Raw genomic sequence first — 23,830 nt, 5'->3', positions numbered from 1 at the left:
TTTTTCTCTGTACACCCTCTTTATATTTCTCCCTGAGCTTCAATTGAAATATTTTTCAATGAAGCGCAAGAGAAAAGAGAGTGAATCGAATTCAATTTAGATTAACAGCGTACGAATATCTTTAAGGAGCTTGGTCAGCTTGTTAGTGAAACGTGCAGCATCTGCACCATTGATCACACGGTGGTCATAAGACAGAGACAACGGCAGCATCAAGCGTGGATCAAAGCCTTCACCATTCCAGACCGGCTGCATGGTTGCAGGTGAAATACCCAGAATTGCCACTTGCGGCCAGTTCACCAATGGCGTAAATGCCGTACCGCCGATTGAACCCAGGCTAGTGATAGTGAAGTTCGCACCTTGCAGATCTTTCGGCGACAATTTCTTGTCACGCGCTTTTTGACCCAAGGTTCCTAGCTCAGTGGCAATCTGTTTAATTGACTTCTGATCTGGATGACGCAGCACAGGCACGGTCAAACCATCTGGCGTTGCGACCGCGATACCCATATGGATCTCGTTACGTAGCAATACTGACTTACCATCATCGGCCAAGTGACCAGCAAATTCACGCTCTTCTTTTAACAAGTGCGCAACTGCTTTGATGATGAACGCCATAATGGTCAGGCTAAGACCTTCTTTCTTGAAATTGCCTTTCAGCTCATTACGCCATGCTTCCAGTTCAGTAATATCTGCTGCATCAAACTGGGTCACTTGCGGAATGAAATTATTCAGCGACAACTGTGGAATAGACACTTGTTGCAAACGCGTCAAGGCTTTCTCTTCCACACCACCAAAAGCGCTAAAGTCTGGCAGTTTTGGCAGACCTGCGACTTGAGCGGCAGCGGCTACAGGAGTCGCCTGTGGCGTAGTAAGACGCATTTTGACATACGCTTTCAGATCTTCTTTCATGACGCGTGCATGTGGGCCAGATGCTTTGACATCTGCCAACACGACGCCCAGTTCACGTGCCAGTTTACGCACTGCAGGACCGGCATAGACTTTAGAGTTAGCGGCATTCTGCTCTTTGGTCAGCTTGTCGGCATTATCCGACGTCGCGACTGTTTGAGTAGAAGATGCAGCAGGTGCCGGTGTTGCTTTTGCAGCAGGCACTTTTGGTTCTTCTGCTGCTTTCGGTGCTTCTGCTTTGGCGGCAACAGGTGCAGCAGCAGCTTGCGCTTCAGCTTCAGCTTCAATTGTCACCAGGGCAATGCCTTGAGAGACATTTTGACCCAGTTCAACATGAATGGCTTTAATCACGCCGGCTGTAGTGCTTGGCACTTCAACAGTCGCCTTGTCTGATTCCACCACGATGATGCTTTGGTCTTTTTCAACCGTATCACCGACCTGAACCAGAATTTCAGCTACAGCCGCCTTGTCTACACCCAAATCAGGCACCATCACTTCAACATCACCCGCAGGTGTTGCTGGCGTTTCTGGTGCTTCGACTGCTTTCTCTTGGGCCGCCGCTTGAGCAACTGGTGCTTGAGGTGCTTCTGTCGGTGCTGATGCTGTCGAAACAGCCGTTTTCACTTTCAGAATGACCACACCTTCTTTAATGGTATCGCCTTCTTTAATCTCGATAGATTCCACCGTGCCCGCAACCGTACTTGGCACTTCAACAGTCGCCTTGTCTGATTCCACCACCACGATGCTTTGATCCACTTCGATTTCATCACCGACAGAAACCAGAATTTCACCGACAGTGGCTTTTTCTACACCAATATCGGGGATTTGAACATCAACCACCTGTGAGCTCGCTTGTGCCTCAGGAGCAGCAGAAGCTTTAGGCTGATGCGAAGCCAGTTCCTGCATGATTTCCTGATCCGGCAATGAAGTCGGAGTATTTTCTGAAGTTTTTTGTGAGGCATCTGCTTGCTGTGGCTCGACCACATCAGCGCTACCGTCTTCAGCTTGTAGCTCAATCAGTACCGCGCCTTCAGCGACTTCATCACCCTGGCTCACCAGAATGCTTTTTATCACGCCTGCTGAAGTGCTAGGCACTTCAACAGAGGCTTTATCAGATTCAAGTAACACAATGCTGTCATCGATCGCGATCGTATCACCGACTTTGACCAGAATTTCGGCCACTGTTGCCTTATCTACACCAATATCAGGAGTCGTAATTTGCATGCTTAGTTCTCCTCTTTGTAGTCAGCAACAGCATGTACACATGGGGTTTCTTGCGGTGCCCAAGCCACTGGACGATCTGTATCAAGCTCGAAAGTCGAGATCGCATCTTTTACCAGGCGCGCATCAACTTCACCTTCATCTGCCAGTTTTTTCAAAGTTGCCACCACAATATGGGCAGCATCAACACCGAAGTAACTACGCAAGTTGGCACGTGTATCTGAACGGCCATAACCGTCAGTACCCAATGCTACGAATGGACGGCCATCTGGAAGATAAGCACGAATCTGTTCGCTATAAGCACGCATATGATCGGTTGCAGACACGACGATACCTTCAGTACCGCGAAGCTGTTTCGATACCCATGCTTCTTTTACGTCTTCAGCCAGCGGATGCAAGCGGTTGTATTCTTCACATGCCATACCGTCACGTGCCAGTTCATTGAAGCTGGTCACACTGTAGACATTTGAATGAATTTGATATTCCTCACGAAGAATCTTCGCTGCCTTGATCACTTCACGCAGGATCACACCTGAGCCCAGTAACTGAACAGTGGCTTTTTCATCTTCTTCCAGTAAGTACATACCACGCTTGATGCCTTCTTCAACACCTTTTGGCATTTCCGGATGCTCGTAGTTTTCGTTCATCACAGTTAAGTAATAGAACACACGTTCCTGGTTCACATACATACGTTGCAAACCGTCATGCACGATCACTGCCAATTCATAACCGAAACATGGGTCATAAGAGACACAGTTTGGAATGGTATTGGCCAAGATGTGTGAATGACCATCCTGATGCTGCAAGCCTTCACCGTTCAGTGTAGTACGACCCGCAGTTGCACCCAGCAAGAAGCCTTGTGCCTGTGCATCGCCTGCTGCCCATGCAATATCACCAATACGCTGGAAACCAAACATCGAGTAGTACATGTACATCGGAATCATTGGCAGGTTATTGGTTGAATAACTGGTCGCCAACGCTGCCCATGCACTCATCGCACCGGCTTCGTTAATCCCTTCCTGCAACATGTGACCGTCTTTGGCTTCACGGTAATGCATCAGCTGTTCTTGGTCTTCCGGGGTATATTTCTGGCCATGCGCGGCATAAATACCGAGCTGACGGAACATCCCTTCCAGACCGAAAGTACGTGCTTCATCTGGCACGATTGGAACAACGCGGTCTTTAATCGCTTTCTCTTTAAGAAGTGCAGAGATTAAACGTACCATCACCATCGTGGTCGATTGTTCTTTACCATTTGAACCAGCCAAGACCGAATCAAATACTGAAAGTCCAGGAATCGCCAGCTGTTCGCTTTCTTTACGACGTGCAGGCAGGTAGCCACCTAGCGCTTCACGACGTGCCTTCATATATTTCAATTCAGGTGAATTTTCGCTTGGACGGTAGAATGGTACTTCTTCAAGCTGTTCATCGGTGAAAGGAAGATTGAATCGGTCACGCACATATTTCAAAGAATTGATTTGCATCTTCTTGATTTGGTGAGTTTTGTTGACTGCTTCGATTTCCTCGGACAAACCATAACCTTTCACGGTTTTCGCCAGAATCACGGTCGGCTGACCTTTGGCCGTACATGCTTCGGCATAAGCAGCAAAAACTTTGTACGGGTCATGACCACCGCGGTTCAGATTATCAATATCTTCATCGCTTAAATCTTTCACCAGCTCTTTGGCTTCTGGATATTTACCGAAGAACTTTTCACGCGCATAAGCACCACCTTTTACCTGGTAACGCTGGAAATCGCCATCGACTGCTTCTTCCATCACTGCTTTCAGTGCACCGGATTTATCTTTATCCAGTAGTGGATCCCAATGACGGCCCCACACAACTTTAATCACACGCCAGCCTGCGCCGCGGAATAGTGACTCAAGTTCCTGAATGATCTTGCCATTACCACGTACCGGACCATCCAGACGTTGCAAGTTACAGTTCACCACCCAGATCAGGTTATCGAGCTTTTCGCGACCTGCCAGAGAAATTGCACCCAGGCTTTCCGGCTCGTCCATCTCGCCATCGCCCAAATACGCCCAAACCTTACGATCTTCTTCTTTGATCAGGCCACGGTTCATCAGGTACTTTTGAATATGTGCCTGATAAATCGACATGATTGGTCCAAGACCCATCGATACGGTTGGGAACTGCCAGTAGTCCGGCATCAAATAAGGGTGCGGATAAGATGGCAAACCTTTACCGCCCACTTCACGACGGAAATTATTCAAATGCTCTTCTGTCAAACGACCTTCTAAAAATGAACGCGCGTAAATACCAGGTGCACAGTGACCCTGGTAATAGATCATGTCGCCGCCGAAGCTATCGCTATTGGCGCGGAAGAAGTGGTTAAAGCCCACATCATAAAGGGTTGCGGAAGAAGCAAAACTCGCCAGGTGACCACCGAGATCATCACCGGTTTTATTCGCGCGTAAGACCATTGCCAAGGCATTCCAACGGATCAGCGCGCGAATACGACGCTCCATGTCCTGGTCGCCCGGCATGGCAGGTTGTTCTTCAACAGAAATCGTATTTAAGTAGGGAGTATTTAAACGCTGAATAGGAACATGCTTTGCAATTGCGCGTTGATAAAGTTTTTCTAACAAAAATGCTGCACGCTCAGTGCCCATGTGCTGCAAAACAGAGTCAAATGCATCTTGCCATTCTTGGGTTTCTTGCGCGTCTGTATCGCCATAAAACGCCATAATCTACAGTTCCTAAAAGCCTAATCTAATGTCTTATATGTACCATATTTGAGACCTTAGCAGGTATGGCCTTAGCTGAATGCGATTTAGCAGTACTATTTAGGAACTAAATGATGGGTGACGTATAATTACACAACATAACAAAAAATAGTCAATAAAGGCGATTTATTATACAATCATTATAATAGTTGGTGATAATATGAGACTTAAAAGTGATAAAACAAAAAGCCCTTCAAGTTGACTTGAAGAGCCTTCAGTTTAAACGCTTTAAAATGCTTATTGGAGATTTTTTATGTATAGAGATGCATCTTGTTATTCAGGTCTATACTTAAGGTAACATGGCCAAATAAGTCGATGGATTTTTACGTTGACCGTCTTTTACTACTTCATAATGTAAGTGTGGACCGGTACAGCGACCAGTACAGCCTACATTGGCAATATGGTCACCCGCTTGCACCTGCTCTCCCACACGTGCAATAAGACGTGAAGCATGAGCATAGCGCGTTAAATAGCCATTGCCATGATTGATTTCAACGTATTGACCATAACCTGTACCCCAACCTGATTTGGTCACAATCCCTGGACCTGTTGCATAGATTGGTGTACCACTTGGCGCTGCAAGATCAAGGCCTGAATGATTTTCAGCACGGCCACCCATGGTGCGGCCACCGTAATTTGAACTTACGCGAGAATTAGGTAAAGGATGAGAAATTAGCCAAGAATAAGCACTGTTTGCTGCCGCTTTATTGGATGAAGTATTGGCATACTTCTGAGCAAGCGTTCGATTGTTCAGTTCAACTGGTTTCTCACGAAGTTGAACATTCAATTTAGTCTGTGCTGGAATATCGATATCATCTGGATGAGTATATGCACCCTGTGCCAGAGTACGCGTCAATTGCTCGATACGATCTGTTGAACCATTTTCTTGATTTAGATTGACTAAATCTGCGAACGCAACCGAAGCCGCTGAAACTGATAAAGAAAATGCCAACAAAATACGTCGCATATGCATAAAAAACCTCTCTAAACTGCTTTAATCGAGTTCCTTGAAGATCTCTATCCTTGATATCCACTAAAAGAAGCGCATAAGATTAAGACATAAATATGTAGGAATTATGTATGTCGGAACCTGTCAACGTTTTTCAACAAACAAGAAAACAGATAAAAACAGGAAACTTTTCGTTTCTCTCATCACAAGTCGCTGCCTGGCAGAAACTTACGAAACTCGTACAACCGCTATTGCCCCAACCGGAACGCTGGCAAGTTGTCTGCTATCAAAATGGTGTGTTAACGATTACCGGTGAAAACCAGGCCATGATCAGTCAATTGGCCTATCTTCAAAAGCAATACATTTCACAACTCTCTCAAATAAATGAATTAACAGATCTCACTAAACTTCAAGTTTGCTTGCGGAATCCTTCGCAAACATCACCTGTTTCAGCAACACCTGAAAGAGCCTTAAATGCAGAAACACAGGAATTACTTCGTAGTGCTGCTGACTTTATAAGCGACCCTAAGCTTAGCCAAGCTTTACTACGTTTGGCAAGCAATAAAAAGTAACATCGCAATCAAATGTAATAAATTAAAAAGCAAACATTATGTGATGTGTGTCACAGTATTAAAGCAATAACAAAAACATAAAGACACAAACACAATGACTTATGTCACATTCACATACATGATTGGACAATTGGCTTCGTCATCAAATGTTACAATTTCATAGCAGCTTGGATCACTTTTCACATTGCGTAAAAGTTGATTATTCAAGGCATGTCCAGATTTGTAACCATCAAATTTGGCAATAATCTGATGTCCGAGCAGGTATAAATCACCCACGGCATCCAGAATTTTATGACGTACAAATTCGTCCGAGAAACGTAAACCTTCTTCATTAACGACCCCAGTTTCATCCACACCAATGGCATTTTCCAGACTGGCACCCAGCGCCAGGTTATTGGCTTTGAGATAATCCAGATCTTTCATAAAACCAAAGGTACGCGCTTCACTGACTTCATAAACGAAGGTTTCAGTAGAAAAATCGATACTGGCAGACTGATGTTCTTTTTTAAAGGCAGGATGATCAAAATCAATGGTGAAGTTCAGCTGAAAGCCCTCATGTGGGCTAAAAATGGCACGTTTGTCATCAATCAGTGCTTCAACCGGTTTAATAATCTTGACGAATTTTTTAGCAGCATCCAGCTCTTGCAAACCGCCCTGCATCAACAGGTAAATAAACGGACCTGCACTGCCGTCCATAATCGGGACTTCAGAAGCCGATACTTCAATAATCAGGTTATCAATGCCCAGACCAGCGATCGCACTCATGACATGTTCAATGGTGCCTACTTTGGCATTTTCCTGAACGAGGTTCGAGCACATAAAGGCTTCCTGAATCAGCATGGCATCAGCTGGAATGTCCACTGGTGGGTTCAGGTCTATACGACGAAACACAATTCCCCCATCGGCATGGTGCGGCACAAAGTTAATCATGACTTTTTGCCCACTGTGAAGACCGATTCCGCTCGCTTTCACGACACGTTTCAGGGTACGTTGTTTCAACATGCTTTTATCATCTGTTCATCTATAAAACCGCTATACGTTAGCATATTTGGCCATTGATAAAAAACAAAAAGGTGGCTTAAAAGCCACCTTTCCTGTCTAATCCATCTAAACACATGATGTTACATGTTATTTACGCTGTTGATTCTTAAGATAATCCTGAATGCTCATTGGCGTTGGGCGCGAGCTAGAAACCGAAGCCGCCACTGGATTCGCTGCTGCCCCTGTTTCATGCTGCTGACGCTGAATTGCCGGTACATCATCATCTTCCACCACAGCCTGTGCAACTGCTGCTGGACGAGTTGCCTGTACATTAGTACGTTTGGTCGGTTCAACTGAATCCGCTGCATGACGGGTTAAACCTGTTGCAATCACAGTCACGCTGATTTCATCACGCGCATCCGGATCAAAAACGGTACCGTAGAACACCTGACCCTCATCTAAATCGACAATCTGGTTCACGACATCGGTAATTTCTTCAATTTCGCCGAAAGTCACATCATCGCCACCAGTCACGTTGATCAGAATACCTTTAGCATTCATGATAGTCACGTTGTCGAGTAATGGACTACGGATTGCCTGTTCAGCAGCCTGACGTGCACGGTTCTCACCACGACCCAGACCGACACCCATCATGGCATAACCACGTGTGCTCATGGCTGTTTTCAAGTCAGCAAAGTCAAGGTTGATATGACCAGGACGGACGACTAAATCAAAAATACTGCGTACTGCATTCAGTAACACATCATCTGCTTTTTTATATGCATCTTTCATTGAAATATCACGGAAGACTTTCAATAGACGCTGGTTTGGAATGATGATTAATGAGTCTACATGCTGCTCAAGAGCTTCGATGCCTTTTTCAGCAGACTGTAGACGGCGTTTGCCTTCAAAGTTAAATGGCGTGGTCACGACACCAACGGTCAAGATACCCATTTCTTTCGCAATTTCAGCCACGACTGGCGCTGCACCGGTACCGGTACCACCACCCATACCTGCAGTAACAAAGACCATATCGGTCCCTTCAAGCTGCTGGCGGATCAGTTCACGGCTTTCTTCTGCTGCGGTCTGGCCGACTTGCGGATTTGCACCTGCACCCAGACCACGGGTACTTTGCTCGCCCAGCTGAATTTTAAATTCGGCTTCCATGCGATCCAATGCCTGCTTGTCCGTATTGGCACAAACAAACTTTACGCCCTGGATATCGGACTGCAACATATGTTGTACAGCATTACCACCCGCACCACCTACACCAAACACAGTGAAACGGGCTTGACCATTGCTATCGCTATGATCGTCTTCGAAAAATTCAAATGAGGCCATGACCTATAAAATTCCTAATTCATAATTGGCAGTCACTAAGCCCGTATACTGCCTTAATCTTAATAAAATTGTTTTTAAGAATGCTGCTCATGCGTTCACTTGTCAAGTACAAGCCCGATTAACTACATCTTCCCAACAATATTCACAATAAAAATCGACTTAAAAGATTGATTTCAAGGTGTCATTAAAGCCAAACAAGGCTCTTTTGACCCGCTTAGCCAATGACAACCGTTCTACATCATCCTGTTCCACAATTGTGTCCTGGGTATCACTCTGACTAAACATCAGCAAGCCCGCCACAGTACTATATTGCGAGCGGCGTAAAGCAGCCTGATGTTGTTCGTCTGCATACACCTGAGTCGGCGGATTACCTAAATGCGCCGAGACCCCCATGGTACGGCGAACAAAGCTCACCATTCCTTCGATATGACTAGCATCGCCGGTCAATACCACACCATGATACAAGCCCTGGAGGGCACCATTTTTTACCAGTTCATCACGCACCAGACCCAGAATTTCTTCATAACGCGCCATGATGATTTCGGTCAGTTCAATCCGGCTGATGGTTTGTGGTCCATCAATCCCCTGGAACTGAATCATATGATCCGGCTTGACCACTTTCAGGTCGACACAGCCATACAATAATTTCAGACGTTCAGCTTCTTCAGTCGTGGTTTGCAATACTGCTGCAATATCTCGGGTCACATGTTCACCGCCACGCTGGAAGGTATGGGTTAAGGCTAGACGGCCATCCACATACACTGCAACATTGGTCGTACCAGCACCGATATCTACTAAGCACACGCCATATTCTTTTTCATCTTTAAGCAGGCTGGCTTCAGCAGTCGCCAGACTCGACACCACCATTTTTTCCACGCCAATATTGGCACCTTTCAGGGCGCGATCAATATTCTGCATGGTACTGATCGGCAGCATCATCAGATGATAATGCCCGGTCATGCTATGTGCCGACATACGAATCGGGTTTAGCACCCATTCCGGTGAATCATCCAGCTCAAAACCTAGAGGCACAGCACTGACCAGATAATGATCTGAAGTCAAATGACTGGCTTTGGCCAATTCCAGTGCACGCACCACTTCACTGGTGGTAATCGCATGTTCGCTATTGTCGATCGAGGTGCGACCTGAAGCATAAAAGCTTTTTAATTCGGCACTTGGAATAGAGACCCAGGCAGAATGTACACGACATTCCGCCATATCTTCTGCTTCTTGAACGGCATTTTTAATTGCAGTAATAACTTTATCGAGACTGACAATTTTCCCTTTACTCATGCCTCGGTTACGAGCGGTGGCCATACCAATCACTTGGATATTGTCTGGCGCGTGTACCTTGCCAATCAAAACTGAAACTTTGTGTGTCCCAATGTCAATCGCTACAACCGAGGGAACAGCTTCACTCATTATTCACTACTACCATTACGTGTTTGTTAGATTTATGGCTTTAAATGCCTCTATTTTTTAAAGCCGGTCATTATGGCTTTACTGTTACATTATTCTCAACGCCCGTGTCATCAATGGTTACAATAAAATGTCCATTTACAATTTTAGGCGGAATTGAATTTTTCCACTGGATCGACAATCCATTGCGATAACGCAGATCGATGGCCGAAATTTTAGACCAGACTGGCTTTAAATCGCTCTGAGACAGATGACTCAGGCGCTGTAATTTGCTCATGGTCTGATCTTTATCCACAATTATTCTTAAACCCGAATCAAACTGCATAAACCAGGTCATTCGCTCGGTGAGATATAATTCTTTTAGACGAATGCCTTGTGGCAAAAATAACTGATTAATTTCATTATAACGACGCATCATGGTTTCTGCATGGCTCGCTGGCCCATGTAGCAACGGTAATGCCTGATAATTCTTGGGTGTGACTTCAGTGAAAATAACACCACTGTCACTCAATAAACGCCCTGTTCCCCAACGTGCAATTGCATGATGCGGCATCACCCGCACCCGAATGCCATTTGGCCAGGCTCGGGACACCACGACCCGATCCACCCAGGACAATTCCAGGGTACGATCACGGATCGCTTCCAGATCCGAAGTAAAATAGTTTTCGGTCACAATCGGTGACACATATTGCATGACCTGACGCTGTTCAGCAGCCGAGCGCGTACCTACCACGCCCAGCTCTGCCACGTCACTATTGGTCATGACTTTATATAAGCCCAATATTCCAAAGGCCAGCACCAGCAGCGCAATACACAACAATAACCAGCCACCAAAATTGGTCAGCTTTTCTTTGCGTGTTGGCGGCTTATCGTGAATTGAAGTAATCGCAGCACGTTTACGGCGCATGGAAACAGGAAGTTGAGCCATATTTAGTGTGCCGAACCAGTCAGAGTCTGTTCCAGAATCGCAACACACAGCTCATCAAAACTGTATCCGACTGCAGCTGCCGCTTTTGGCACCAGAGAATGACTGGTCATGCCCGGTACGGTATTGACTTCAAGCAACCAGAAGTTGCCATGTTCATCCTGCATGGCATCAATCCGGCCCCAACCGCTGGCACCGACTGCCTGGAATGCGCGTAAACTCAAGGCTTTTAACTGCTGCTCTTCAGCTTCAGTTAAACCACATGGAATGCCATATTGCACATCATTACGCTGATATTTCGCTTCATAATCGTAAAAGGCGACATCTTGAGGCGGTTCAAGACGAATTACGGGTAGCGCCTGACCATTTAAAACCACAATGGTGTATTCACGGCCAGTAATCCATTTTTCTGCCATCACCACGGCATCATGTTCAGTTGCCTTGGCAATTGCTTCGGCAAAATCTTCAATTTTTTCGACCTTGCTCATACCGATACTGGAACCTTCATGCACCGGCTTGATAATCAAAGGCAAGCCTAAAGCATTAACAATCTCGGTCGCATCAGAATCTTTGGTGACAATGCGATACGGTGCTGTCGGCAATTCCGAACCCTGCCAGACCTGCTTGGTCTTGACCTTGTCCATGCCGATCGCAGAACCTTGTACACCGGTACCGGTATACGGCACGTTTAACCATTCCAGTGCGCCCTGAATTTGGCCGTCTTCCCCGCCACGTCCATGCAATACAATAAAAGCACGATCATAATTTACCAGTTCTGTGACACTACGCTCCTGCGGGTCAAACGCTTCCGCATTGACCCCTGAACGCACTAATGCCTCAAGTACCGCCGTACCACTGTCTAGAGAAACCTCACGCTCTGCAGATTTACCACCAAGCAACACGGCAACTTTTCCGAATTTTGAAGCATTTGACACGTTTATATCCTTAAACTTTTTTCAATCTGGTCAATTCAATTCAGTCACGCAAGATGACTATTTTATATATAAGTGATTTTGCGCAAGCTCGACTGAGATTGCTCCAACATTACCTGCGCCCTGGGTTAATAACAAGTCATTTGCTTGCAATACTTTTCTCATGATCTGATTCAGGTTGCCGTCCGCTGCATCGACCAGAATCGGCTCGACTTCACCACGTAGACGAATGCTACGAGCCAAAGTACGGCTGTCAGCCCCGACAATCGGTTTTTCACCGGCAGGATAAACATCCAGCAACAATAACTGGTCTACAGTAGAAAGTACTTCCACAAAATCATCAAAACAGTCACGGGTACGGCTATAACGGTGTGGCTGGAACATCATTACCAGACGACGGTCCGGATGACTCTGACGCGCAGCTTTAATCGTGGCTTCGACTTCTTTTGGATGATGACCATAGTCATCCACCAGTTTCACGTCACCGCCCTCAATCGCAAACTCACCCTGAACTTCGAAGCGGCGACCTACGCCACTGAAACCTTCCAGTGCACGGCAGATTGAAGCGTCAGACACGCCTTCATCGGTTGCTATACCAATCGCAGCCAAGGCATTCAGCACATTATGCAAACCTGGTTGATTGACCGTTACACGCAATGGCTCACGCTCTTTACGCAATACGGTAAAGTGGGTTTGCATGCCATCTTGATCAACATCTACTGCACGGATGTCATTGTCTTCATTGAAACCATAAGTCAGTAACGGGCGTGCAATCCGCGGCATAATTTCACGGATATTGGCATCATCACCACAGACTACAGCCAAGCCGTAAAATGGCAGTTTTTGCAGGAACTGGATAAAGGTATCTTTCAGGACATCGAAGCTACCGCCATAGGTATCCATATGATCGGCATCAATATTGGTTACCACAGCAGCCATCGGTTCCAGGTGCAGGAAAGAAGCGTCTGACTCATCGGCTTCGGCCACGATATAGCGGCTGGCGCCCAAGGCTGCGTTCATACCGGTACGGTTCAGCAAACCACCGATCACATAGGTTGGATCCATGTTTTCTTCAGCCAGCATACAGGTGATCAGACTAGTGGTCGTGGTTTTGCCATGCGTGCCGGCAACGGCAATTCCATGACGGTAACGCATCAGTTCACCCAGCATTTCCGCACGGCGAACCACAGGAATACGGTTTTCAATCGCGGTTTTAATTTCCGGATTTTCTTTATCAATCGCGGTAGAGACCACGATCACGTTGGCGCCCTTAATATTATTTGCAGTATGTCCGATATAGACTTTAATGCCATTCGCTTCCAGCTGTGCGGTGGTATTGGATGCCTTGATATCTGAACCGGAAACTTTATAGCCCTGGTTTTTCAGCACTTCTGCAATACCACACATGCCTGCACCACCGATCCCCACAAAATGAATGTGTTTGATACGACGCATTTCCGGCACTTTGATTAACTTTTTCGCTTGTTCAGCTGGGGTTGTTGGAGACATAGTTTACTCGGATTACAATTCTTGAATTAAACGGACCACATGTTGAGTCGCATCGGGTTGAGCCTGTCGGCGTGCTTTCACGGCCATTTCCATTAACAGTTGGCGATTCAGCATCGGCTCTAATAATGTTGTTAAACTTTCCGGGGTCATCGTGGCCTGCGGGCAAATCTTTGCCGCATTGATATTGGCCAGGAAACCGGCATTGGCCGTCTGGTGATCATCCACCGCACTTGGAAGCGGCACAAAAATCGCAGCTACGCCGGCAGTGGCAATTTCAGTTACAGTCAAAGCTCCGGCACGGCAAATCACCAGATCGGCATCAGAATAGGCGTTGGCCATATCTTCAATAAAAGGCTGTACTTCTACTTGCAGACTGGCTGGTGCATTTTCATAACGTGCCCGTGTCGCCTCAGCATGGTTTTGCCCACACTGATGATAGACGCTTAATGGCACATTGAGTTGCTTTAAAGCTTCCGGAACCCGTTCATTTAAGGCTTGCGCCCCCAAAGATCCGCCAACAATCAGAATACGTAAGGGCAGTCCTGCCTTGTCACGCTCCTGATAACGCCAGGACGGATTTAAAATTTCGCTAATTTCTTGTCGTACCGGATTACCTGTAGTCACAACTTTTTCTTGGGCCGGAAAAGTATTCGGGAACGCCTGACACACGGTCTTTGCCACACGCGACAATTGAGTATTGGTAAAACCAGCAACTGCATTCTGTTCATGAATCAGCACCGGAATGCCTAAGATACGTGCGGCCAAACCACCCGGGCCTGCCACATAACCGCCAAAGCCTGCCACGGCATCGACCTGAAGCTGTTTCATGAATTTCATGGCACTGAAGGTGGCTTTCATGATTTTAAAAGGCGCCAAGGCTTTACGTAAGAAACCATTGCCACGCACGCCCTGAATATCAATGTGATAAATGGGAATATTCTGGTTTTTTAACAGGCGGTTTTCCATGCCTGCAGGGGTGGCCAGCCAGGAAACCTGTATACCTTGTTGTTGTAAATCTTTGGCAACAGCTAACGCTGGAAACACATGTCCACCTGTACCTGCGGCCATCATCATGACATGTTTAGGCTGTTTTTGCTGAGCGTCGGTCACGGTTTAATTCTTCAATACTAAAAATGGAGCAGGAAATCTGATTTAAGTAATCAATTGTAATCACAAACCTCAGGCCATGAAAGTTTATTTACTTTATTTCAACAAGGCTTTAATTGTTTTTTTCACGCAAATTTCAAGTTTAGACTCGTTTTATTTATAAGGTCTGCACTTTTCCTTAGACTTAAGTGAAGCATCATACCAATTTTAAACTCACTTTTCATTATATTATCAATGATCTTGCCAAGGACAGGGCTTTATTTAGAACCATTTACAGCCCACTCCCGGTCAATCCATGCCCTATCATCGACTAATGAGCTTAGGCTTAAATCCTATAAATTTATAAAACTTTCATGTTATTCATATCCATATATGAATGATGCTTGATGTACAAGCAGATGCTTTAAATGGACGCAGTTCGGATAGATGTCAAAAATATCATTTCGTGATGTATGGATTATCTTGGCCGGTTATCTGGCTGCGATCCATGTCGGTAAACTTTCGGCCGTGATTCCTGTGTTGCAGCAGGATTTAAACCTGAGTTTTACCCAGGCTGGTTTTTCATTAGCGTTGGTGCAGGCCGCCGGAATGCTGTTTGCGCTATGCATTGGCGCCTTCTCGGAAAAAATGGGATTAAAGCGCTGCCTGATCATGGCCTTAATCATTTTAGGGCTGAGCAGTCTTGCTGGGCTTTGGATTACGCAACCTGCCACTTTATATGTATTGCGTTTTATGGAAGGAATTGGATTTTTAACCATCTCCTTGTGCGCGCCTGCAATTTTAAAACGTACCAGCCGCGCTGAAACACTGAATTTCAAGATGGGACTCTGGAGTTCCTATATGGGTGTGGGTGTCAGTCTGGCCGTATTGATGATTCCTATCCTGCTTGAATATCTGGACTGGCAAACGATCTGGGCCATTTTGGGCTGCCTGTGCCTTATCATTGCTGGCATGATCAAACAATATTTAAATATTGAACCTGTCCTGATAACACAGCCCGACTTTTCCCAGGCAACTAAGGAAAATACCTCATTCTGGCAGATTGTTAAAATTACCCTGACCCATCCTCCCATTATCTGTCTGGCGATTATTTTCGCCTGTTATACCAGTCAATGGATTACTGTCACGGGCTTCCTGCCTACACTGTATGTTGAACAGGGACTGGACTTAAAACGTGCAGGGATGCTGGTCTCGATGGTCGTGCTGGCCAATCTGGGGGGCACTTTTGGCGCAGGCATGTTGCTGCAACAGGGTTATAGACCGTACACCTTATTGAGTACCGGATTTGTGGCAATGCTCTGTAGCAGTTGCTTGGTATTTGCCGCAAATTCCTGGCTCTCATTTGAATTGCAGGTTGTCAGTGCCGTGCTGTTTTCACTGATTGGCGGGATGATCCCAACCACTGTTTTTGCGATTACCCTGCACTATGCACCACGCGCCTATGCAGCAGCGGCCAGTGTGGGTCTGGTTTTACAAATCTCAGCCTGCGCACAGTTTTTTATACCGACCCTGAGCGCTGCGCTGATATCTGCCACTCAATACTGGGCCAATCTTGCCATTATCACCGTCTGCCTTTCGATGCTGGGTATGGTAATGACGGCATTTTTATTTAAGCGCTATCCCCAATGAAAAAATAAAAAAGAGCCTGCAAGCAGACTCTTTTTTCACCTGATTTTGCTTTTAAACCTGATTGGCCTGCCCCGCTTCCAGCACGGCAAACAGATCATCTGCAATCGAGGTGCCAAACTGGGTGTCAATTTCACGGATACAGGTTGGACTGGTTACATTAATTTCAGTAACATAATTTCCGATCACATCCAGCCCTACAAAGACCAGACCTTTTTCTCTGAGATACGGCCCTACTTTTGCTGCAATGGCTTTGTCATTTTCAGTCAGGGGGCGTGCCTCACCTAGGCCACCCGCGGCCAGATTACCGCGCACTTCACCATTTTGTGGAATACGGGCCAGACAATACGGCACTGGCTCACCATTAATCATCAGGATGCGTTTATCGCCTTCGACAATTTCCGGAATATAACGCTGCGCCATAATCGGCTGGGTACCATTATTGGTCAGCATTTCAATGGTTGAACCGATGTTGATGCCATCCTGATACAGGCGGAAAATCCCGGTGCCGCCCATACCATCTAGCGGTTTTACAATCACATCGACCTGTTCTTTGAGAAATTCACGGATCAGGCTTTGCTGCGAAGTCACCAAGGTCGGAACTTGCAGATGCGGGAACTGGGTCGCGAACAGTTTTTCATTACAGTCACGCAGGCTTTGCGGTTTGTTGATGATCCATGCCCCTTCGCGCTCTGCCTGCTCCAGAATATAAGTGGTATAGACGAAGTTCATATCAAAAGGCGGATCTTTACGCATCAAGACAACGTCATAAGCAGCGATCGACTCTTTTTGTTTTTCGCCAAGTTCATAATAATAGTCGTAGTCTTCAAATACCTGTAACGGCGCGATCAGACCAAAGGCCTTGCCCTGATCGATATATAAATCTTCCTGCAATGCATAACCGAGTTCATGCCCGCGACGTGCTGCTGCCCACAGCATGGCCATGGTCGAGTCTTTCTTCAGGTTTACATTTTCAATGGGATCCATCACAACAAGTACGCGCATGTGTCTCTGCTCTTTTTCAAAAAATGACTTGGCAAGGAGTATAGCTTGTGTGGATTCTTTTGTTTATGGTGATTTTGCATGACTTATTTTGTATAGGTTTTTAGATAGATGCTCAGGCAATTTGAGCTCAAGGGAGGTATGCCATGCAACAGGCCATTATCGGTTTTCACCTGGATGAGGAACAGCATTGGGTTGCAGAACTGGCCTGCGGACATGGCCAGCATGTGCGGCATACCCCGCCCTGGCAAAATCGCCCATGGGTGATGACCGAGCAAGGACGTAAAGAAAAACTCGGGATGCTGCTAGACTGTAAAAAATGCGAAAAGTGCGAAACTGCAACCTGAACCTATGAAAAAAGTAGTATGTAGGTGACCTAAAAAATAATCTTGTCCAGAATTTGCTAATTTGAGTTACTGCGTTTATGCTTTTATTGCTCAAACATGCAGCGCATTTTTTCAGGGTGTACTTTTGCTCATACGGCTCGTCAAACAGATCTGGTTGGTGATGCTTGTGGTTTTTGCCATAGGCTGGAGCAGTGTGTCTGTCGCATCTGCAAACACCATGCATCTGGTTATGCCGTCTGAAAAACGAATCCTCATTGTCTGGAAATGACAAAACCCTCTGCTTCTCACTCGCTGCATAAGACTGATCATCATCAAGATCAGGAACTGATTCAGCCGGACTGTGTCAGTGACAGCACCCAGCAGTCATCAGATTGTCTGGATTGTGGCACTATGGCCTGCCAGAACTTGGTCACCAGCCTGCCCATTACAACGCCCGAGTTAAGCGTGCCTGATCACGGTTATCCGGAAAAAACCCTCCTCCCTGCTTACCATGCCCAGCACCTTGCCGGTTACTGGCAAGAAATCCTGCGCCCACCCAAAGCTTGATCCTGAATTTTTAAATTTTTTTATTCATTAAGGATTAAGTTATGTTGCTTAAAATCAGTCAAAGCCTGTGTCTGGGCTTCGGTCTCATCTCGTCGTCTGCCTTGTTTGCAGCCGTAAAAGAATATCATCTGGTCATTGATGAAAGCCCGATCAATCTCACCGGAAAGACGGTCAAGCGTATCACTGTAAACGGAAAATTCCCTGCACCCTTGCTGGAATTTGAAGAAGGTGATGATGCAGTCATTCATGTACAAAACAACCTGAACAATCAGGATACCTCGCTGCACTGGCATGGCCTCCTCCTGCCTGGGCTGATGGATGGTGTGCCCGGATTTAACGGTTTTCAGGGGATCAAACCGAAGCAGTCTTTTACTTATCGCTTCAAGGTTCGTCAAAACGGCACCTACTGGTATCACGCACATTCCAAAGGTCAGGAACAGGACGGCCTCTATGGCGCATTGGTGATTCGCCCCAAAGCACAGACATTACTACCTCCACATGAACAAACCGAGCGGGATTATGTGGTGATGCTGTCAGATTTTCACGAACAAAGCGGCCAGCAGATTCAGAACAATTTAAAAAAATCGGCCGAATATTATCAGAACCAGCGTGAAACCTTGGGCGATGTACTCCAGCAGGTGAAACGTGATGGCCTGAAGGCCACCTGGTCAGACCGCAAGATGTGGAACCAGATGCGTATGCTGAAAACCGACCTATCTGATGTTACCGGTTATACCTTTCTGGTCAATGGAAAAACGCCGCAACAAAACTGGAGTGGCCAGTTCCAGCCCAATGAAAAAGTCCGCCTGCGTTTCATCAATGCTTCTGCCATGTCGTTTTTCGATGTGCGTATTCCCCAGCTGAAAATGACCGTGGTCAGTGCCGATGGACAACCGGTGCAGTCGGTCAATGTAGATGAATTCCGTATCGGAACCGCTGAAACCTATGATGTGATTGTGGAACCCACTGCAGCGCATTACCAGATTGAAGCGGAATCGATCGACCGCTCAGGCTTTGCCATTGGCAGTCTGCATCAGGCAACTGATTCAAGTAAAGCCCTGGCTCCGGTTCAATTACCAACACCGCGCCCTCGTGCCTTATTGACCATGGAAGATATGGGACATGGCGAACAACATGACATGTCACATGACACACACAGCAGTCAGACCATGCAGACTGCCACAAGTGAACATGATCAACATGCCCAGCACGACATGCATGCAAGTCATAATGCCATGTCCGGAACCAATCAGCCTCATCAGCCGGTTGAGGGCTGGGCCAATATGTCTACGCCTGCAGGGCACAAAGCCTTGCAATATCAAGACCTCAAAGCCCTGACACCACAACCTGATACCCGCGCAGCAGAACGTGAACTGGTGATTCGTCTGGGTGGAACCATGGAGCGCTACATCTGGACCATGAATGGTAAAAAATTCAGTGATGCCGAGCCACTTCAAGTGAAATATGGCGAGCGGATCCAGCTGAAATTTATCAATGACAGCATGATGGCCCATCCGATGCATTTGCATGGCATGTTTATGCAGCTGGAAAATGGTCAGTCTGCTGCAAATATGCCAAATAAACACACCGTGATTGTGCCGCCCGGGAAAACGGTCACGACCTTGCTCACAGCAGACGAACTGGGAGAATGGGCGATTCACTGCCATCTGCTCTATCACATGAGTGCCGGCATGATGAACAAGCTGATTGTGGCACATGTAGATGAAGATCAAACATCTCACCCTTCTTCACAAAAAATGCCTTCAAAACCAGCAGCTGCTCAAGGAGAAAGCCATGCACATCACTAATCTTTTTGTAAAGTCAGTGCTCAGCAGTGCGCTTACCCTAAGCAGTCTGAGTATTTTTGCGGCAGCTTCTAGCGATCATACAAGCCATGCTGAACATCAGCATCATAGCGGACATCATGCCATGCAAAACATGGCTGATAACCACGCACAGCATACTGGAACAGCAGATGCCTCATCCTATCAACCGCCACCAAAGTTATTGCATCAACAGCAGGTGCTGAGCACGCCACAAAATTCAGTCAGTTCTGCCAGCGAACATGATCATCGTAAAGAACATGGTGCACAGATTTATAGCCAGATTATTCTGGACCAGAAATGGCAGCATAGTTCAGAGAGAAATGGAGCATTCAAGTCCAAGAACCAGGCCAGAGTCGGCACGGATGAAAATAAAATCTTCCTCAAGTTAGAAGCCGACAAACATGAATCCCATCAGGCCGAATATGATGCCAAAGTGTTGTATAGCCGCAATATTTCCGATTTTTGGGATGTGCAGACCGGGGTGCGTATCGACAGGAAAATTTAGCCGAGCCTTCTACAAACCAGCAGAACGAGCGCTTCGATGCAGTATTTGGCCTGCATGGCCTGGCCCCCTACTTTTTCGAAACGGATGCTCATGTCTATGTCGGTGAAGATGACTTTGTCGGATTAAAACTGGAAACAGAGCGTGACCTGTTACTGACTCAGAAACTGATTATGCAGCCCTTTGTCGAACTGGATGTCATCCTGAATGATCAGGCAGCGAATGCGAGAAAAACCGGCCTTAGTCATGCCACCTTGGGCCTGGAAACACGCTATGAACTGAGCAAAAAGCTCATGCCTTATCTGGAAGTGGGTTATGAATATAGTAAAGGCAACAAACAGACAGCCTGGCAGCAAAGCTCTGATTCTGAAAAAGGCTGGATCTATGGTGCAGGTCTAAGAATGATGTTCTAAATTTTTGATACAGAAAATTATGCAGCTACGGGATATGAAGCTCCATTTATGCCCCGTAGCGCTATGGCACTATACATTTGGCTGACAAAGATTTTTTAAGCCTACGCACTGCATATGCGATGTTTTTCTGCACTTTCCCGCTCATTAAGACACTTGGCATTTTGCGAAAAATTAGTCTTCATCGCCTTGATTTCTACTGTTACTTTTAGCAACCAAAGTGCCTAACATAATGATAAAGGTACTCACGCCGCCAATTAACAGGCTCATCAGCCCCATTTCCAGCATAAAATTGCTATCGCCAGTCTCAGGGGCACCCCATAGAAATTGAAGACGATCGCCAAAAACAAAATTGATTGCACATACAATCAGAAAACCAATCAAGGTGGCAATCAGTAAAGTGACCACCAAGTTCTTCCACATTTTACATCCGACGAACAGGATGATCATGGCCAATCCAACCATGGTGATGATGGATATAAGTAACACACTGTTCCAGTAATCCATGAGACTCACTCGTATTTGGTTTTAAATTAAAATTAAGAAATTCTTATAGTTAATTTTTCCAATTGAGTTTTAATATAGGTGGATTTTTATACATGAGCAATGACGATAACTATCTTAAAGCTACAAATATTAATTTACCCAAAGTTATAAAATACACTGACTTAGTAAAATCTTGCTGAGTACTGAACGATTCTGATTAACATAAAGTAACGTAAACACAACGTTTATTTATTGTTTTGCTTCGCTAAAGCTTAAATGTAATCAATAGAACTAGACTAGCTTGAATTTTTTTAAAAAAGAGAATGGAGCCACTTTTATAAGAAAAATAAATAATAAATATAAAAAACTTGAATATTTTATGATTTAGGCTATGCTGTGTTTAACTAGAAAAAAGCGTTGTTTAGTTAAGCTTCTTTAAGTGCCGCAGTATTATTTATAATCCTCAGTTTTTTCAGATCTTTATTTCAATTCTTGTTGTTTTTCCAAGTTATCCATAGTCATTTGCATGACTAAAATTATTAAAATTTAACAGGTTATATTATGTCTACTACAGTTACCGGTACAGTAAAATGGTTTAACGAAACTAAAGGTTTTGGTTTTATTCAACAAGAATCAGGTCCTGACGTTTTTGCACACTTTAAAGAAATCAGCAGTTCTGGTTTCAAAACTTTGTTTGAAGGTCAACGCGTTTCTTTTAGCGTGGTTGATGGTCAAAAAGGTCCAAATGCGATCAATATCGTTGCGCTATAATTTAGCCCAGCAATAAGAAAAAGCACCTTTAGGTGCTTTTTTTAGCACTGAAGATTCATAATTTCGGTGAAAGGTTTTCTACTTGTCTGTTTAGCTCATTAACAGTGAATTTTTAAGAATCATGTTTCTGAATCACTGCTGTTGTAAGCGTTGCTCTATAAAGAAATAGAAATGAAAAACCCTGGCATCTGCCAGGGGTTTTCCGTATGGGTTCGCTTGGTATAACTCCTGTCTTACCTTACTTTCCTTGTATTTATCTATTGTTATTCTTGTGCGGAACGTCCTGTTCCTGTTAAAGCTATCATAGGAAATTTACACTATTCAAAACAGCCGCAAAGTGCTGGAATTGATGTAAGCGAATGCTTACAAGAATAGACAGAGATAATAAATTTCAAATACTTAGAAAATCGAGCATCTATAAAAAAAGGAAGCTTAAGCTCATTGCTGTCCCACAATTTTTCACAAGAGGAAGCTCATTTGAGCTTCCTCTTGTTTTATGGGTATTTTATCGGGTGAAAATAAAGCTTTTAAAGTTCTTCTTTCAAACAAATTCACTTGAATTATTCTGAGTAAACGTTGAACTGTCCAACCTGTTTTTCCTAAATGTTGAGCGAAACTCACCAATAAATAGGCGATCATCGCAATCCAGATTTGTGTCTGAATTGCGTTCCTGCTGCGGCCTAGAAACGCTTTTAATTTGAGATTCTGCTTAATCGCCTTAAAGAACAGCTCAACTTTCCAACGATCTTTATAAATCGCCGCAATGGTGGAGGCGGCTAAATGAAAGTTATTGCTGAGAAAGCTAAAGTGCTTGCCACTTTGCTGATCTCTATATTCAATTCTTCTTAACACTGGGGCTTTTCTTTTTAGGGCATGTGCGCTATTCAGCTGAATGGTTTCATCTTTTAGAATACCTTTGGATTCAAGCACTGGATGTTGCTGGATCACCTGATACACAGATTTAGGCCTAAAACGTGTGACAAATCCAATGTTTTGAGCAGTCAGATTTGCATACCATTGGTAATCGACATAGCCTTTATCAAAAACTACAATGCTGCCAGCAGGAAACTGGAATTTGCGGCCTTGTACCATGTCATTTTCTTTGCCATTTTCAACTGCAACAAACTCAGGAATATCATTGCTGTGATTCAATCCTATGCTGAGTTTCATGCTGGCTTTTGAGTCGTGAACTTTGGCCCATTCACATAAGGAAAGCGACAGGTCAATATGACTGGCATCCAAGGAATACAAGGGATTCTTAAAGCGAAATTTATGAGCTACTTTTGAGTGTTCATAGTATTTAAGCAACTTGTAAAATAGCTGTTGATACAAGGCAGCAGGCTGCTGCTCATTGATTCGTGCCAGCGTGCTTCGGGGAATAGACTTTGCTCCGAGATGACTTAGCTTTTCCTGTTGGCACTCCAAATTGGATTGAATATCTCTCAGACTTTGTCTACAAGAGAATTGAGACATCAATATGGCAATAAACTGATCCCACCGGGAAGCCGCTCTAAATTTCTGTCCAACATGGTGTACTTTAGCAAGTTGTTCAAAATCCTGTCGCACAACAGGTTTAATTAGCTCATGAAATACGGTATTCTGATGTGACAAAACCTGAATCCTGGTCGTTAAAGTGTTTGTTTGCACTCATATTTTAACTGTTAGGACTCAGGTTTTTTTATTTAAAGCAAACTATGGGACAGCAGTG

At 45.3% G+C, this 23,830-nt stretch carries 20 protein-coding genes and 1 pseudogene; 8 read left to right on the top strand and 13 right to left on the bottom strand.

The window, feature by feature from the left end; all coding sequences use genetic code 11:
* Positions 1 to 96 precede the first annotated feature (96 nt).
* From ACNPNW_RS01155 to ACNPNW_RS01145, 3 genes are all read right to left on the bottom strand, one after another.
* Positions 97 to 2,127, bottom strand: coding sequence for a 2-oxo acid dehydrogenase subunit E2 (locus ACNPNW_RS01155; protein WP_448766405.1), 2,031 nt, complete (start codon positions 2,125 to 2,127; stop codon positions 97 to 99).
* 2 nt (positions 2,128 to 2,129) lie between these two features.
* Entirely contained in the window at positions 2,130 to 4,832 is a 2,703-nt protein-coding gene (gene aceE / locus ACNPNW_RS01150) for a pyruvate dehydrogenase (acetyl-transferring), homodimeric type (protein WP_180087150.1), read from the bottom strand.
* A gap of 328 nt (positions 4,833 to 5,160) precedes the next feature.
* Positions 5,161 to 5,844 carry a M23 family metallopeptidase gene (locus ACNPNW_RS01145; RefSeq protein ID WP_005245719.1) on the bottom strand — a complete coding sequence of 228 codons (684 nt, stop codon included), beginning with the start codon at positions 5,842 to 5,844 and terminating at the stop codon, positions 5,161 to 5,163.
* A gap of 107 nt (positions 5,845 to 5,951) precedes the next feature.
* On the opposite strand from ACNPNW_RS01145, the gene ACNPNW_RS01140 reads away from it, so the two are divergent.
* Positions 5,952 to 6,392 (top strand): DciA family protein, encoded by a 441-nt coding sequence (locus tag ACNPNW_RS01140; RefSeq protein ID WP_004647242.1) that lies wholly within the window; start codon positions 5,952 to 5,954, stop codon positions 6,390 to 6,392.
* A 99-nt stretch (positions 6,393 to 6,491) separates the two neighbouring features.
* On the opposite strand, the gene lpxC is transcribed toward ACNPNW_RS01140, so the two are convergent.
* The 7 genes from lpxC to murG all read right to left on the bottom strand — a co-directional run bounded on the left by lpxC (position 6,492) and on the right by murG (position 14,609).
* Complete coding sequence (lpxC, locus tag ACNPNW_RS01135) at positions 6,492 to 7,394, bottom strand: UDP-3-O-acyl-N-acetylglucosamine deacetylase (protein WP_004647241.1); 903 nt, start codon at positions 7,392 to 7,394, stop codon at positions 6,492 to 6,494.
* A gap of 126 nt (positions 7,395 to 7,520) precedes the next feature.
* Positions 7,521 to 8,714 (bottom strand): cell division protein FtsZ, encoded by a 1,194-nt coding sequence (gene ftsZ / locus ACNPNW_RS01130; protein ID WP_448766404.1) that lies wholly within the window; start codon positions 8,712 to 8,714, stop codon positions 7,521 to 7,523.
* A gap of 159 nt (positions 8,715 to 8,873) precedes the next feature.
* On the bottom strand, positions 8,874 to 10,136 hold the full coding sequence (gene ftsA / locus ACNPNW_RS01125; RefSeq protein ID WP_005245712.1) for a cell division protein FtsA: 1,263 nt from the start codon (positions 10,134 to 10,136) through the stop codon (positions 8,874 to 8,876).
* Positions 10,137 to 10,206: 70 nt separating this feature from the next.
* Entirely contained in the window at positions 10,207 to 11,061 is an 855-nt protein-coding gene (locus ACNPNW_RS01120) for a cell division protein FtsQ/DivIB (RefSeq protein WP_312585782.1), read from the bottom strand.
* 2 nt (positions 11,062 to 11,063) lie between these two features.
* The gene (locus ACNPNW_RS01115; protein WP_448766403.1) at positions 11,064 to 11,993 is read right to left on the bottom strand and encodes a D-alanine--D-alanine ligase; all 930 of its coding nucleotides are present in this window, start codon (positions 11,991 to 11,993) and stop codon (positions 11,064 to 11,066) included.
* Positions 11,994 to 12,050: 57 nt separating this feature from the next.
* The gene (murC, locus tag ACNPNW_RS01110; protein WP_005245710.1) at positions 12,051 to 13,499 is read right to left on the bottom strand and encodes a UDP-N-acetylmuramate--L-alanine ligase; all 1,449 of its coding nucleotides are present in this window, start codon (positions 13,497 to 13,499) and stop codon (positions 12,051 to 12,053) included.
* Positions 13,500 to 13,511: 12 nt separating this feature from the next.
* Positions 13,512 to 14,609: an undecaprenyldiphospho-muramoylpentapeptide beta-N-acetylglucosaminyltransferase gene (murG, locus tag ACNPNW_RS01105; protein WP_448766402.1), complete on the bottom strand. Its 1,098-nt coding sequence runs from the start codon at positions 14,607 to 14,609 to the stop codon at positions 13,512 to 13,514.
* Between the two features lie 423 nt (positions 14,610 to 15,032).
* Between murG and ACNPNW_RS01100 the strand changes: the two genes are divergently transcribed.
* A complete protein-coding gene (locus ACNPNW_RS01100; protein ID WP_191112301.1) occupies positions 15,033 to 16,235 on the top strand; it encodes an MFS transporter in 1,203 nt (400 codons plus the stop codon).
* A 51-nt stretch (positions 16,236 to 16,286) separates the two neighbouring features.
* Here ACNPNW_RS01100 and gshB read toward each other — a convergent pair whose 3' ends face one another.
* Entirely contained in the window at positions 16,287 to 17,237 is a 951-nt protein-coding gene (gene gshB / locus ACNPNW_RS01095) for a glutathione synthase (RefSeq protein ID WP_044111337.1), read from the bottom strand.
* A 143-nt stretch (positions 17,238 to 17,380) separates the two neighbouring features.
* On the opposite strand from gshB, the gene ACNPNW_RS01090 reads away from it, so the two are divergent.
* From ACNPNW_RS01090 to ACNPNW_RS01070, 5 genes and pseudogenes are all read left to right on the top strand, one after another.
* On the top strand, positions 17,381 to 17,581 hold the full coding sequence (locus ACNPNW_RS01090) for a DUF3565 domain-containing protein (protein ID WP_005245699.1): 201 nt from the start codon (positions 17,381 to 17,383) through the stop codon (positions 17,579 to 17,581).
* Positions 17,582 to 17,705: 124 nt separating this feature from the next.
* Complete coding sequence (locus ACNPNW_RS01085; protein ID WP_448766401.1) at positions 17,706 to 17,849, top strand: hypothetical protein; 144 nt, start codon at positions 17,706 to 17,708, stop codon at positions 17,847 to 17,849.
* A complete protein-coding gene (locus tag ACNPNW_RS01080; RefSeq protein WP_228284853.1) occupies positions 17,846 to 18,127 on the top strand; it encodes a hypothetical protein in 282 nt (93 codons plus the stop codon). Before ACNPNW_RS01085 ends, ACNPNW_RS01080 begins: the two co-directional genes overlap by 4 nt.
* A 41-nt stretch (positions 18,128 to 18,168) precedes the next feature.
* On the top strand, positions 18,169 to 19,935 hold the full coding sequence (locus ACNPNW_RS01075) for a copper resistance system multicopper oxidase (protein WP_044111335.1): 1,767 nt from the start codon (positions 18,169 to 18,171) through the stop codon (positions 19,933 to 19,935).
* A pseudogene (locus ACNPNW_RS01070) lies at positions 19,922 to 20,868 on the top strand (copper resistance protein B). The gene ACNPNW_RS01075 and the pseudogene ACNPNW_RS01070 overlap by 14 nt, the downstream one beginning before the upstream one ends.
* A gap of 171 nt (positions 20,869 to 21,039) precedes the next feature.
* Here ACNPNW_RS01070 and ACNPNW_RS01065 read toward each other — a convergent pair.
* On the bottom strand, positions 21,040 to 21,372 hold the full coding sequence (locus tag ACNPNW_RS01065) for a hypothetical protein (RefSeq protein ID WP_005105347.1): 333 nt from the start codon (positions 21,370 to 21,372) through the stop codon (positions 21,040 to 21,042).
* A gap of 540 nt (positions 21,373 to 21,912) precedes the next feature.
* Between ACNPNW_RS01065 and ACNPNW_RS01060 the strand changes: the two genes are divergently transcribed.
* Positions 21,913 to 22,122 (top strand): cold-shock protein, encoded by a 210-nt coding sequence (locus ACNPNW_RS01060; RefSeq protein WP_004281299.1) that lies wholly within the window; start codon positions 21,913 to 21,915, stop codon positions 22,120 to 22,122.
* 459 nt (positions 22,123 to 22,581) lie between these two features.
* Here ACNPNW_RS01060 and ACNPNW_RS01055 read toward each other — a convergent pair whose 3' ends face one another.
* The gene (locus tag ACNPNW_RS01055; protein WP_004646736.1) at positions 22,582 to 23,733 is read right to left on the bottom strand and encodes an IS4-like element ISAbe18 family transposase; all 1,152 of its coding nucleotides are present in this window, start codon (positions 23,731 to 23,733) and stop codon (positions 22,582 to 22,584) included.
* Positions 23,734 to 23,830 lie beyond the last annotated feature (97 nt).

The organism is Acinetobacter endophylla (genome assembly GCF_053543775.1).
The sequence above is the reverse complement of the archived record's forward strand: the minus strand, read 5'-3'. Positions and strand labels throughout refer to the sequence as shown.